The organism is Butyricimonas muris (assembly GCF_046365375.1).
GTDB classification, from domain to species: Bacteria; Bacteroidota; Bacteroidia; order Bacteroidales; family Marinifilaceae; genus Butyricimonas; species Butyricimonas muris.
In genome coordinates this window covers 393,058-405,565 of record NZ_JBKEIT010000003.1, presented here as the reverse complement: position 1 = coordinate 405,565, position 12,508 = coordinate 393,058, and the positions used below count along the sequence as shown (strand labels likewise).

Below are 12,508 nucleotides of genomic sequence, written 5' to 3'. Positions count from 1 at the left end.
TGTTAAATTTAAAAATTTATAGATAAATAAATTTCTTTTGAACAAATATTTCCCTAACTTCGCAATGCGTTTGTTACATTTTCATCCACAAATAGAATAATTTGTTGAAAATATAACATACAATTGAGGAAAATAAAATATGTTTAGACTTATTCCGTCTTTTAGGTAGAGACAGAATAAAAAACAATCCAAAAACACGACTATATACAACACATAAGTTCATTTCGTCCTATACTATTGCTAGACCAGAAGGCAAAATCTTCAGTCCCATAACTTATAATCTCCACCTTTACTTTACCTCCGTATTCATATATACTAAAGGAACTGAAATCTTTTTTTTAATATACCCTATCTGGTATAATTAAGCAATAAATGATAATTTAGAGGCAATGATTTTTGTTTGGTGGTCTTCTTCTACCTCAAACTTTACTTCTTTAATTTTGAAATGAGCAAAGAAGAATTTATGGAAATACTATCTCGTCAACAGTGTAGTAGCTTAACAATAAAAGACTTCTGTTCTAACGAAGCCTATACAGAATCAAGCTTTCACTATTGGAAAGGGAAGTTTGGACTTTCCAGACCTTATCATGCGAATAGGCTCTTTTCCTCTTTAGAAGAGTTTTCCCAATCAGCTTCACCACCTCACCAGCAACCCCACCCAGTTCATGATGGGATAACCATGGGATCAAGTAAGATCCGGATAGAGTTTCCCGGTGGGATTATCGCTCACTTCAGTGGTATGTATCACTTCACAAGTTGCCAGTTCCGAATAAAGAGAAATTAGCTTCCAAAAATTTTTTGTTGTTTTATTCTTGGATTTGAAAGTATTTTCACTGGGTTTCCCGACATAGGAAGAACACGGTGAAAACACTTAGAATGATGGTGGAGCGAAGTTATTATTATCTATTTAATTTGCTATTTTGATAGAGGCTTAATAAGTTGTCTTCTGATATAATTAGTCCGATGCCTCTAAGTTTATCCTCCTGTTGTTTAAACATTATCTTTATTTTCTCTAATTTACCGCTCAATTCTCCATAATATACTTCTCTGTGGCAATTGGGGCAAAGACAAACTATATTTCAAAACAATCAATTTTTTTTTTGAATTTTTGCCGATATCCACCAAATGTTTATGCAAACCCGATAAAGATGACTTATACATTGCAACGCAGACTTTTCACCAAATACATTAAACTAGAAGAAATTCCCATGATTTTCAATCATTCACGAACCTTCTTGATAGCCTTATAAATCTCACTATATGAATCTCGACCTTGATATTTCTCGGCAAGTTCACAAGCCCTCTTCATTCTCGCGTCTGCATTCATATCCCTCACCCAGCTATCTTTTTCCAGATATTTACGTGTCTTGTTGTATGTTGGAAGATAACGTTTCAAAGCTCTTTCCGTAGCTGCTGAATCTTGAAAATGACGGCAAGTATCCTCAAAGTGCAAAAGGAACCAATATTCGATTGATTGCAAACTGTCGCACAGAATAACATTACTATTCTTTTCATATTTCTTTTTCAAGGCTGCCATCTTCTTGTTTTCAGCATCCGAACGTCTGCTAACATCTGCATCGAAGACACAGATTGCAAATACATCTTCACTTAAAAGTTCCTTTATCTTTTTCTCTATCTTCTCGATACTATTGTTCTCAAACAGACGTGGAGATATCGAGTATCTGTAGCCTAGCAACTTTTTCAGATGACTGAAATAAAACAGTTCAGTCAGTCCTTCACCTACAATATGAATGACCTGTCTAGTGGCGGTATTCTTCCTAACTTTTCTCATAAGGCCGATATTTATAGATTAGGGATTGCCCCAAACTTACCAAACTTGTAGCCCTTTTGTAGAGAGCTTATTCTATTTAAACCCTTGAAATCAGTCAAAGGATATAACACACTGCCTCCATCTGCGTTCTTCTCGGTGAACCAGATATTATCTTTTCTAAGCAAATCCTCTTCTCCCAACAGACCATCATAATGGGTGGTAAGCAGTAACTGAGCCTGCTCTGATTCTTTCAAGAAACGTTCAATAATATATTCAATCAACTTAGGATGAAGAGATGATTCTATTTCATCCACAGCTAGAAAAGCATTACTTTCAATAATTTTTTGTATCTGCGATGCTAAACCGAATGTTCGTATGGTACCATCTGATTCAAATAATTCAGGGAATTCATAGTAATCATTTCCACCATGTTCAGAAGAAACTTTGTGTTGATACATAGTATAATTTACTATACCTTTTTTGGTCTCTCGCTCTTTTGAAGATATATTCGAAATATTGAAGTCTGCTTCCTGCAAATATCTTAGGATGTATTCTTTTGCTGCTGCTTCTCTAATTGCTTCTTCAGCATAGCGGTTTAACGATGATGTAGGTACTATCGCAGGCATCATCTGTTTAGTCAAATACTGAAGGACTGTTTCCATTTCTATAATATGGATATTTACCTGCATATAAGCTGCAAAAACAGACATATTAGGTAAACACTTCAAGGTAATCTCCTCTTTTGCAGCAGTACTGACTTTAACTTTTTGGCCAAATTTGATAGAAGAAACATTATTTTCCGTACCACGTTCGAAAATAGTAGCCGGCTGTTGACTGGGATAATAAATCAAGGTCTCTTGAACAACGTGTGCATTGTCCAACAACACGGAATATACATACCTAGTAGCCTTATCACCATTCATGATATAAAATGAAACAGAAAACTCAGATGCTTGTTCTTGGCTTGTTCTATTTAGTAAAAACGGAACAATCTTAAGCAGTTCCACTTTATTAAGCGGAGTATTGGTTATGAAAGACTTTATAAAATCGCAAACCTTAATAATATTACTTTTTCCTGAAGCATTGGCTCCATAAATGACAGCCAATTTTAGTAGTCTTACATCCGGAACCAGCTCAACAACGTGATATGACTCCAAATCCTTGCTTTTATCTGCCTCAAAGCTAAGAACCGTCTCATCTCTGAATGAGAACATATTCTTGAATTTAATCTCAGCTATCATGTATCTATTATTTTTCTTACAAAGATAGATAGAAAAACCAAATAACCACACATTAGTTATTAACAATTGCACTATTTGTGCTAAAATAAAAATCTAATACTATTTTATTTGTGATAACCTCCTCAAACCTTTATAAATTTAGCAATCCGAGGATTTTTATTTATACTCGTTTCATAGCAATTTAAGATAGACATCCTTTCAACACCACGACACGAGTTATTTTTAGTGTCTACTTTTCTGAGCTGATACATGACATCTTCTATTACTAATGTAACATCACTAATCACTCAAAATACTCCACCTTTCCTGTATCAATGCTTTATACTTTCCCTTCATCTCATCTGGCAGAAACGAAGAATCTATAAATACAAACCATTCTGGTAGTACCTTCCTGAATTTGTCGTACACATTTTCGATTGCTTTATCATCGACTTTCATCGTTTTTAAGAGGCTATCAAAATCGGCTTTTTTCAACTTTCGCTTTTTACCGTTCAACGTCAATGCCAGTTCTTCGTTGTCTTGTGGAATAACCAATTTAGTAGATAAGAGGTCATAAGCCGGAGCCAAAACACATTCACCCACTTTTTTGTAAAGAGAAAAGTTCTTCAGGTGCATGTCTGCATTTCCTGTCAGGTAACAGAATAACAGTACTTCGAAATAGTTGATTAAATCCAACACCGGATAAGCCGAGAACTCCACTATCTTTTTAGCAATTTGCTCATGAGAACCTTTGTATTTTTGCTCGGTCAGTTTCTCAGTTAGTTGGCACATATCTTCCATCGGAATTTTACCGCCTTTCTTGCCAGGATCTATCCGCTTGGTGATGTATGCCAATGAACCATCCTGAAATCGTATCAGGGAGTGAGGAACCGTTTTTATCCGAGCGAGTTCTGCCAGATGCATGGTTAAATCTTCGTTTTCGGGAAGCGATGGATATTGTTCCGTTTGTGGTTTCAAGATATATCCACCCCACAAACCGACTATCGTGAAACGTTTTTCGGCTCCGTTAGTCTTTTCCAAGTCAACCGATAATTTCGGCTGAACGCCTGTGATTGTAACCTGTGAACGTACTACTTCCAAAGCCAGCGACTCAATATCGGCTTCTGTATAGGGAAGCACAGGCGGAACGGTGGTTCCGAAGATCTTCTTGGAACATCGCGGATGAAAATCAACCTGCCCTTGTTCCAAAAGTTGATAACAGTATAAGCATCTTTCCATGATTATCATTCTTGAATAGGTTGAACACTGACCGCTCCTATGCAGTCTTTACAGCAGGCAAGCAACAAAGACATGCGGTCACGGTTGTTGATTTTCCAGTTCTTTTGGGCAATATCCAGCAGCCAGCCTTCGGGAATAAGCCCATCGAAGAAAGGATGCAACACATTACTAACAAATGGTTTATCCGTTAGAGGTAATGTGAGGCTTACCGGTTCGGCATGTTTATTTGCCAAATAGCCTGTATCATACACAAAGGTATATCCGTTTTCATCTTCGGTGAGCGTACCTGCCGTATGGTCATACATAAATATTTTAGCTTGTTTCATTGCTCTATCAGATTATTTCTGTCCATTGGAACAACACCCAATTGCATCCCGAACAATTTTAATACTTGATTTACCTTGTCCATTTTCAGAGTTTCCTTACCCTGTTCCAATTCGCGCAAGAAACGCAAGCCAACGCCTGCTTTCCGTGCAAACTCTTCACGCGAAAATCCAAGCACTTTGCGCTTCGACTTCACATATTCGTTTAATGGTTGATTCTCCATATTCAATACCTTTTCGGGTACAAATATAATAATAATTTCTAAAATAGCACCTTTTCGGGTATTATATTGAGTGAAAAGGATAATAAAACACCCGAAAGGGTACTGAATAATACCAACACCAATCCCCGCCATCCTTTCACAGAACCAATCACCTCACAGATAATCTGTTCTGAAGTTTTTAATAACGAATTAGTAAATGTGTCTACTTTCTAAGGCTGGTACATTAGATCTTACCGCCGTAAAAATTACCATTGTAAAATTTACGGCAGTAAAGTTTAAACCACTAGCAAAGTTACTAATAAAATCAAGAACGTAGCACTATCAAAACGCTGAATTAGTAACCCAAACATTCCAGTTTTTACTCCACAAGTAACGCAGCGTCTGTAACAACCTTTCACGTGAAGAAATCAAGCACAACCGTTTCATTCGCCTTATCCACGACATCCTCGTTAAATGAAGCCAAATAGATCCGGGTCGTATTTTCAGAGGTATGCCCCATCGCTTCGCTGATGACAGCCAGTGCCACTCCTTTTCTTTTGGCTTGGGTAGCCCAAGTGTGGCGTGCCACGTATGAACTAAGCGGTTTTTCCAGTTCCAATATCTTAGAAAGTTCTTCCAACGCCTTATTATATTTGCGCAGGGCACTTGCATAAGAAAGTTCTTTCCGAGTCCACGGGCAATAACATAACGGAAATAAAAAAGGTATATTCTCATCCGCTATTCGATGTTTATGGATGATATCCAAAACATAAGGAAGAAGTTTTACCCGTATCCGCTGACCGGTCTTCTTTCTCTTGTACACGATCTCGTCCCCGACAATATCCGTCTTGAGCAAATGAGCCACATCCACGAAAGCCATCCCCCGGGTAAACATACTGAACAGAAACAGATCACGGGCAAAATCCAAGTTGGGTTTTCGCCTCAAATCCAACTCCAGCAACCGTGAAACCGTTTCCCTCGTGATAGCCCGTTTAACCGTTCGTTCCACTCCCGTGAATACCTTCCGAAAAGGAAAATGATCCTCCCGGATCAACCCGTTGCCCACCGCTTTATTGTAGACCGCGCGTAATATCCGCATATAAAAAGAGATCGTGTTCAAGCACACTCCTTTTGATTTCAAGTAATTCTCGAACTGCTTGACCAGAGAAGCACTAATCTCATTCAAACGAATATCCTGTCCCTGCCGGAAGTCCTTAAAACTCTTCAACGTGCTGCAATACGTACCGGAAGTTCTCTCCCTGCCCACGCCTTTCAATTCTTCAATACACCCGCCCATAAAAGAAAACAACGTGCCTTTCATCAATCGCCTGTTGTATTCATCAACAATCATCCGCACCGTGTACTCCTCCTTGTTGACTTCCCACCAGCCGATAATATCCCGCAATTCATTCACCACCAGCCTAAGCCTTTCCCGTGCCGCCTGCACGATTACCTGCCGTCTGGGATCACCGCCCGTCCAGCGAATATCATTACTTGCCTTATCCCATTCCCACGCGTGTAATTTTATCCCCGTGGCTAAAACCCCGATCTTACGCCGATGTATGATTTGTATAAAACAAGACCCCATCTTACCCTCTACCGTTGACTCTCTAAATCTTATTTTTATAGAAGCCATATTATCTCCTTTCTACATTAAACGTCCAACCTTCCGACACTTAACCGTATCGCGCTACAAGCACAACGAAGTCCCTGTCGGAATTAACTCCAATCCATCCCCCTATAGTTAGTTTTATACCGATACCCTTCCAAAAGTTTCACTTTTCTCCCTCTTTTTCTCCCCTCACGCTCGTCTACACACATCACCGAGCCTTACTCGATATCCAAAACTAAACACCTCACAGTTTACTCCCTCAAATATAATACAAGTAGAGCATTTAAGCAAATTCACGGGAAAGAACCTCGTACGTTCATTTCCATGTAAAAAAGGCCACGCTATCGTTGACCTCGAGTAAAAAGATAATATTCATACAGTAAAAACGGAGCATAAACACTCGTTTATATTTATGCTCCGTTGTTACTACGTTGTTGCTATGTATTTAGTCGGGAGCATCGGTAGCCCGACCACAAGGCAATGCGCGTTCAGCGTCTACCCGGCAGATTCCCCCAACAAATCCGGGCGTAACCGTCTTGTACGTTCCAAGGCTTGTTGTTCCTGCCACTCGTCGATCAGGGCGTGATTACCCGATAGCAGCACATCCGGCACTCGCCAACCGTTGAACTCCGCGGGACGCGTGTACACGGGCGGGGCAAGCAGGTTGTCCTGAAACGAATCGGTCAAAGCGGAAGTCTCGTCCCCCATGGCTCCCGGCAACAAACGCACAACGGCGTCCGTCATGATACAGGCGGGTAACTCCCCTCCCGTCAGCACGTAATCGCCCACGGAAATCTCCCGGGTAATCAAATGCTCCCGGATCCGGTGGTCAATCCCTTTATAATGCCCACAAAGAATCATGATATTCTCCTTCAACGACAATTCATTCGCCATCTTCTGGTTGAATGTAGGGGCATCCGGGGCGGTGTAGATAATCTCGTCGTAATGTCGCCGGGAAGTCAATTCATTGATACAATCAAAAATCGGCTGTACCGCCATCACCAGTCCGGCATCCCCGCCGAAAGAATAGTCATCCACCTTCCGGTGCTTATCCTTCGACCAATCCCGTATATTATGGATATAAATCTCCACGATCCCTTTTTCTTTCGCCCGTTTGATAATCGAATGATTCAAAGGACTCTCCAGTAACTCCGGTACAACACTTAATATATCAATGCGCATAACAATTGAAAGTTGAAAATTGAAAGTTGAAAATGCCGATGTAAATCTGACGGCAAATCCCAATACCGCACAAAGATATAAATTTATCTTTTGAAAATAACAGGAACTACCCACGACTGTCTAAACAGTTTACCCCGTTGATATAAAGTTTCCCATTCCTCAAGCATCTGCACTGCTTTCATCGCCTCCTCGTCAAAAATAGTTGAACCGGATGAACGAATTATTTTCACCACCGGCTTTATCTCTTCAGACGGAATAATACAGAATACCACTCGTGCTCTTTCCGGTGTATTTGCTGCAACTTTACCCCAATCTATATGTCCATATATGAAATCTTTAAGCAATTCCGGATTCTCCCAATATCCCGGCCTACAAGCCCAATAATTATTCCAATCTACCCGCTTAACCACATTTCCTTCCTGAACTATAATTTCAGATTCCTTCTCGTACACGGACTGATAACCGGAATGAACGTAGAAAATGCACTCCCCCCGGGGAACGATTAAAGTGTCTGTTACCCACGAAGCTCTCACTCTACCATTAATGACTTCTCCCGGCAGCAATTTTTCCAAGTTTATTTCAATTGTATCACTTAAATCAGACTCTATATTTACCAGATACAATTCATTATCAATAATCTCCCATGTCGCAATATACCCTCTCCAACAAGCTGTGGATGTCCACATCGCACCCATTTCTTCCAATCTCTCACGTATTGAATCTATATCACGTCTTAATTCCAAGGGATTACTAAACAACCAAGAAGTATCTTTACCCCATATTAAAACATCCCCGGCTTGTGCCGTTGCATGAACTCTCGGAATAGTGGAAAATAACACTAATATCACAAATAGCCGTTTCATACGTCTATAAATTTGAGAATTATTTTACAAATATAATAAATCAAGAATAAAAAACAACTTTGGGAAGAAACAAAAAAGCCATTATATTTGTTACCGGATTCATGAATATGACAAAATGATTATAGAAAAAGGGACGGCAGCAGACATCAACGAGCTGGAACAATTATATAATGACTTGAATGATTTCCTTGCATCCGATATTAACCACCCGGGATGGATCAAAGGAGTGTACCCCGTCCGGGAAAACGCGGAAAAGGGTGTCAAAGAAGGTAACTTGTACGTGGCAAGATGCGACGGGCAGATTATCGGTTCCATAATACTGAATCATCACCCGGAAGAAGCGTACAAAATTGCACCGTGGGGTATTGATTCGGATTACAGTAAAATATTCGTGATTCACACGCTTGTCGTTCACCCGGACTTTCTGAAAGCCGGCATCGGGAAAAAATTAATCTCCTTCGCGTGTGAATCAGGAAAAGAGCAAGGTATGACTGCGATTCGTCTGGACGTTTACGTGAACAATATTCCCGCCATCAAACTGTACGAGAAATTTGGATTCAAACACGTGGCTACAGTCGATCTGGGACTTGGAGAGTACGGACTGCACAAATTCCAGTTATACGAAAAGATACTGTAACAGGAATCGTATCGTAAATTCAACGCTTAAAAGGAACAGCCTCCAACTTCACATACTTGATTCCAGTTGAACTTTGATTTCTTGTAAGTTTATATTATCTTTGTTATAACAATAAACAAAAAAACATAGGAAGCGAAGGTTTACAAGAACGATATATCAATCCTTACACCGACTTCGGTTTCAAGAAGTTGTTCAGCACAGACATGATACAGGAACGAGTTTTCGAACGTTTTTTCAAAGTGGCAGAAATTGCCGGGTTCTCCAAGTAAGAACTATTTGAATACGAGGATAGCCTGAAAGTTTTCCGGGATTGGTACAGTGTGGTTAAAACGGCAGAAAAGAAAGGGCATATTAAAGGATTTGAGGAAGGTGAAAAGAAAAAACAAATAGCCAAAAACTTAAAAGCCTTGGAAGTTCCAACAGAGGTTATAATTAAAGGAACCCGCTTATCGCGAGAAGAGATTGAAAAGTTATAAAAACTTTCGACATAAAATAAATCAGCCAACTAGAATTAGTTGGCTGATTTATTTTATTGTTCAATTATTTCAAGTAATCTTCAAAATAATCCGTCACTTTCTGCATCAGATGAATACGGTCACGTCCCATAACATTGTGCTCGGCACAAGGATAAGGGAAGTAATCCACTTGCACGTTATTTTTGATACATTCCCGGATAAAACTCAAGCTATGTTGCCATACCACAACAGGATCGACAGCACCTTGACAAATCAATAATTTGCCTTTCAAGTCTTTGGCTTTGGCGATCAAACTCACTTTGGCGTACCCCTCGGGATTCTCCTGCGGGGAGTCCATGTAACGCTCTCCATACATGGCCTCGTACCATTTCCAGTCAATCACGGGACCTCCGGCAACACCCACTTTATAAATATCGGGGTAATTGGTAATCAACGAAATCGTCATAAACCCGCCGTAACTCCAACCGTGAACACCAATACGCTCTGCATCCACCCAAGGGAATGACTTCAGCCACTCGATACCTTTCACCTGATCTTTCATTTCCACCTGACCGCATTGACGATGAATCACCTCTTCGAAAGCCTTTCCCCGGTTCGGGGTACCGTGATTATCAATGATAAATACCACGTAACCGTGTTGAGCCATATACATTTCCCACATGCGGATATTGGCATTCCAGATATTGGTCACCATTTGAGCATGCGGTCCGCCATACACGTAATGAATTACCGGGTATTTCTTGTTCGGGTCGAAATTCATAGGCTTAATCAACCGATAGTATAAATCACTACCGTCGTCAGCCTTTATAGAGCCCAAAGTAACTTCACCCCAGTTGTAATCCTTGTTCGGGTTCTCCACCTCTTGAACACGGCGTACCACTTTACCGCTATTGGTAGCCAAATCAACGTTGCGAGGGGTCTTTACACTACTGTAACTATCGATAAAATAACTGCAATCCCCGCTCATCGTGATCGTGTGCCAACCTTCCTCGGGAGTCAGACGGGTTTTCTTGCCACTCTTCACGTCTACCCGGAAAAGTTGTTTTTCCACCGGGGACACTTCTGAAGAGAGGTAATACACGTACTTCCCGGCACGATCCATACCCGCGTAAGCCACGTCTGCATCGACATCCGTCAGACGTTTGATCAGCTTGCCGTTCACGTCATACAAGTAAAGATTGAAATAACCGTCCCGGTTATTCGTCTCGTAAAGGAACTGTTTCGGGTTATTCTTCATGAAAACCAGCCCGTTTTGAGGCTCCACGTAAGTATCGGATTTTTCCTCGAACAACGTGGCAATCTGTTTCCCGGTAGAAGCATCGTATTTGTTCAGACGCATGTGATCCTGTCCCCGGTTCAACACCTGAACATACACGATGTCGGATTCCGGCGCCCACGTCACGCCCGTGAGATACTGTTCCCGCCCGAAATCATTCACGTCCAGAAAGACAGTAGTACCGGAAGCGATGTCATAAACCCCCATCGTCACCAACTCGGACTTCATTCCCGCCATCGGGTATTTGATTTCTTTCAGATCTCCGGTACGGCTATTGATGTCCAACAAGGGAAAATTCGTCACTTCGCTCTCGTCCTTACGGTAAAACCCAAGTTTCTTACCGTCGGGCGACCAAAATATACCACCCGTGATACCGAACTCGTTGCGACTAACCACCTGACCGTTCACGATATTCTTGTTCTCATCGGAAGTCACGGCGTAACTGTTTCCCCGTTCATCCATGTAATACAAATTGTTGTCTACCGTGTAAGCATACATGTTACCTGCCTTCGAGTAGGTCTGATTAGCCGCCCCTTTCGGGAAAGAAAAAGTTTGTTTCAACTGTTTTTTCTCCACGTCGATATGGTAAATTTTCCCTTGACGGGCAACTACCAGCGTGTTTCCGTCCAACCAAGAAAAATTAGGGAAGCCTTTCAAATCAGCCCCGATAATTTTGTTTAACTCCGGCACGGTCAATAAAACGGTTTTCTCACCTTTATCCGCCGACTCACCCGTGAGTCCTTCACGGTCGAGATAAGTAAACTGATTCTTATCCCCCTGCCATTGGATATACTTTGCCCGCGGATACAAATGGTACCCCACGACAGCCTCTTCCATGGTCAAAATCTTCTCCTGTGCATTCAAACCGAACATCATACTTAATCCGATTATCGTCAACAATGTTTTTTTCATCCTTTCTTCTGCTGTTATTATTTATTCATCAATTGTAAATTCATCTCTATCTTCCAAAACGGGAAATTTTTCACGGAACCCTTCCAAAGCACCCAAATCGACATCCGCCACCTGTACTTCGTCGGCATAAGGCTCACAAGCCACCAGCACCTCTCCCCGGGGAGATATCACCATAGAATCGCCGGAATATTGCAGACCGTTTCCGTCCTCCCCCACGCAGTTCACGCCCACCACGTAGCACTGGTTCTCGATAGCCCTCGCCTTCAACAATATCTGCCAAGGCTCCCTCCTTGCCTCCGGCCAGTTAGACACATAAACAGCCAAGTCATACCCGGAAGTATTACGGCTCCACACGGGGAATCGCAGGTCGTAACAAATGAAAGGCGCGATCTTCATGCCCTTGTATTCAAACACCGGCAACTCGTGCCCGGCGGTGAAATGCTCGTCTTCATGCCCCATCGTGAAACGGTGCCTTTTATCGTAATGCAACACTTTCCCTCCCGGGAATGCCGCCAGCAAACGATTGAAATAATGTCCGTCTTCAAAATAAATGGTCGAGCCCATGACCAAAGCGTCTTTCTCGTCCGCCCAATCCTGCATACACCGGTATACCGCCTCGTGGAAAGGAGCCACCTGATCTTTACCCGTCATCGTGAAACCGGAAGAAAACATCTCCGGCAGCACGATAATATCCACCCCGTTTATGTCACTCATACGTTTGTTGAAGAGTTTCAAATTCAAGGGAACATTTTCCCATTCCAAACGTGCCTGTACGATTGCTACCTTCATAATCC

13 protein-coding genes are annotated in these 12,508 nt (G+C 41.5%); 3 read left to right on the top strand and 10 right to left on the bottom strand.

The genetic code is table 11. The features are described from left to right. Nucleotides 1-445 precede the first annotated feature (445 nt). Nucleotides 446-784 carry an IS66 family insertion sequence element accessory protein TnpA gene (tnpA, locus tag ACK8P8_RS07190; RefSeq protein WP_410025673.1) on the top strand — a complete coding sequence of 113 codons (339 nt, stop codon included), beginning with the start codon at nucleotides 446-448 and terminating at the stop codon, nucleotides 782-784. A 435-nt stretch (nucleotides 785-1,219) separates the two neighbouring features. Here the strand turns inward: tnpA and ACK8P8_RS07185 are convergent, their stop codons facing one another. The 8 genes from ACK8P8_RS07185 to ACK8P8_RS07150 form a co-directional block, all read right to left on the bottom strand. Continuing rightward, nucleotides 1,220-1,792 (bottom strand): RloB family protein, encoded by a 573-nt coding sequence (locus tag ACK8P8_RS07185; RefSeq protein WP_369860619.1) that lies wholly within the window; start codon nucleotides 1,790-1,792, stop codon nucleotides 1,220-1,222. An 11-nt stretch (nucleotides 1,793-1,803) separates the two neighbouring features. After that, the gene (locus tag ACK8P8_RS07180) at nucleotides 1,804-3,012 is read right to left on the bottom strand and encodes an AAA family ATPase (RefSeq protein WP_410025672.1); all 1,209 of its coding nucleotides are present in this window, start codon (nucleotides 3,010-3,012) and stop codon (nucleotides 1,804-1,806) included. Nucleotides 3,013-3,291: 279 nt separating this feature from the next. Next, nucleotides 3,292-4,230, bottom strand: a complete 939-nt coding sequence (locus ACK8P8_RS07175; RefSeq protein WP_410025671.1) for a HipA domain-containing protein — start codon at nucleotides 4,228-4,230, stop codon at nucleotides 3,292-3,294. Nucleotides 4,231-4,235: 5 nt separating this feature from the next. Then, nucleotides 4,236-4,556 (bottom strand): HipA N-terminal domain-containing protein, encoded by a 321-nt coding sequence (locus ACK8P8_RS07170; protein WP_303182095.1) that lies wholly within the window; start codon nucleotides 4,554-4,556, stop codon nucleotides 4,236-4,238. Next, nucleotides 4,553-4,777 (bottom strand): helix-turn-helix domain-containing protein, encoded by a 225-nt coding sequence (locus ACK8P8_RS07165; RefSeq protein ID WP_410025670.1) that lies wholly within the window; start codon nucleotides 4,775-4,777, stop codon nucleotides 4,553-4,555. Before ACK8P8_RS07165 ends, ACK8P8_RS07170 begins: the two co-directional genes overlap by 4 nt. A gap of 394 nt (nucleotides 4,778-5,171) precedes the next feature. Continuing rightward, nucleotides 5,172-6,392 carry a tyrosine-type recombinase/integrase gene (locus tag ACK8P8_RS07160; RefSeq protein ID WP_410025669.1) on the bottom strand — a complete coding sequence of 407 codons (1,221 nt, stop codon included), beginning with the start codon at nucleotides 6,390-6,392 and terminating at the stop codon, nucleotides 5,172-5,174. Nucleotides 6,393-6,863: 471 nt separating this feature from the next. Beyond that, nucleotides 6,864-7,550, bottom strand: a complete 687-nt coding sequence (gene trmD / locus ACK8P8_RS07155) for a tRNA (guanosine(37)-N1)-methyltransferase TrmD (RefSeq protein ID WP_292267348.1) — start codon at nucleotides 7,548-7,550, stop codon at nucleotides 6,864-6,866. 83 nt (nucleotides 7,551-7,633) lie between these two features. Further along, on the bottom strand, nucleotides 7,634-8,413 hold the full coding sequence (locus ACK8P8_RS07150) for an energy transducer TonB family protein (protein WP_227214611.1): 780 nt from the start codon (nucleotides 8,411-8,413) through the stop codon (nucleotides 7,634-7,636). A gap of 115 nt (nucleotides 8,414-8,528) precedes the next feature. On the opposite strand from ACK8P8_RS07150, the gene ACK8P8_RS07145 reads away from it, so the two are divergent. Together ACK8P8_RS07145 and ACK8P8_RS07140 are read left to right on the top strand one after the other, a co-directional pair. Further along, nucleotides 8,529-9,050, top strand: coding sequence for a GNAT family N-acetyltransferase (locus ACK8P8_RS07145; RefSeq protein ID WP_186975281.1), 522 nt, complete (start codon nucleotides 8,529-8,531; stop codon nucleotides 9,048-9,050). Nucleotides 9,051-9,370: 320 nt separating this feature from the next. Then, nucleotides 9,371-9,526, top strand: coding sequence for a hypothetical protein (locus tag ACK8P8_RS07140; protein WP_255469440.1), 156 nt, complete (start codon nucleotides 9,371-9,373; stop codon nucleotides 9,524-9,526). A 64-nt stretch (nucleotides 9,527-9,590) separates the two neighbouring features. Here the strand turns inward: ACK8P8_RS07140 and ACK8P8_RS07135 are convergent, their stop codons facing one another. Together ACK8P8_RS07135 and ACK8P8_RS07130 are read right to left on the bottom strand one after the other, a co-directional pair. After that, nucleotides 9,591-11,714 (bottom strand): S9 family peptidase, encoded by a 2,124-nt coding sequence (locus tag ACK8P8_RS07135; RefSeq protein WP_369860624.1) that lies wholly within the window; start codon nucleotides 11,712-11,714, stop codon nucleotides 9,591-9,593. 21 nt (nucleotides 11,715-11,735) lie between these two features. Next, nucleotides 11,736-12,503: an amidohydrolase gene (locus ACK8P8_RS07130; RefSeq protein ID WP_369860625.1), complete on the bottom strand. Its 768-nt coding sequence runs from the start codon at nucleotides 12,501-12,503 to the stop codon at nucleotides 11,736-11,738. Nucleotides 12,504-12,508 lie beyond the last annotated feature (5 nt).

Bases quoted from the DNA above. Each gene is read 5' to 3' on its own strand.
- ACK8P8_RS07130 (WP_369860625.1), bottom strand. From the start codon at position 12,503: ATGAAGGTAGCAATCGTACAGGCACGTTTGGAATGGGAAAATGTTCCC.
- ACK8P8_RS07160 (WP_410025669.1), bottom strand. From the start codon at position 6,392: ATGGCTTCTATAAAAATAAGATTTAGAGAGTCAACGGTAGAGGGTAAG.
- ACK8P8_RS07165 (WP_410025670.1), bottom strand. From the start codon at position 4,777: ATGGAGAATCAACCATTAAACGAATATGTGAAGTCGAAGCGCAAAGTG.
- ACK8P8_RS07145 (WP_186975281.1), top strand. From the start codon at position 8,529: ATGATTATAGAAAAAGGGACGGCAGCAGACATCAACGAGCTGGAACAA.
- ACK8P8_RS07185 (WP_369860619.1), bottom strand. From the start codon at position 1,792: ATGAGAAAAGTTAGGAAGAATACCGCCACTAGACAGGTCATTCATATT.
- trmD (WP_292267348.1), bottom strand. From the start codon at position 7,550: ATGCGCATTGATATATTAAGTGTTGTACCGGAGTTACTGGAGAGTCCT.
- ACK8P8_RS07150 (WP_227214611.1), bottom strand. From the start codon at position 8,413: ATGAAACGGCTATTTGTGATATTAGTGTTATTTTCCACTATTCCGAGA.
- ACK8P8_RS07180 (WP_410025672.1), bottom strand. From the start codon at position 3,012: ATGATAGCTGAGATTAAATTCAAGAATATGTTCTCATTCAGAGATGAG.
- ACK8P8_RS07175 (WP_410025671.1), bottom strand. From the start codon at position 4,230: ATGGAAAGATGCTTATACTGTTATCAACTTTTGGAACAAGGGCAGGTT.
- tnpA (WP_410025673.1), top strand. From the start codon at position 446: ATGAGCAAAGAAGAATTTATGGAAATACTATCTCGTCAACAGTGTAGT.
- ACK8P8_RS07135 (WP_369860624.1), bottom strand. From the start codon at position 11,714: ATGAAAAAAACATTGTTGACGATAATCGGATTAAGTATGATGTTCGGT.
- ACK8P8_RS07170 (WP_303182095.1), bottom strand. From the start codon at position 4,556: ATGAAACAAGCTAAAATATTTATGTATGACCATACGGCAGGTACGCTC.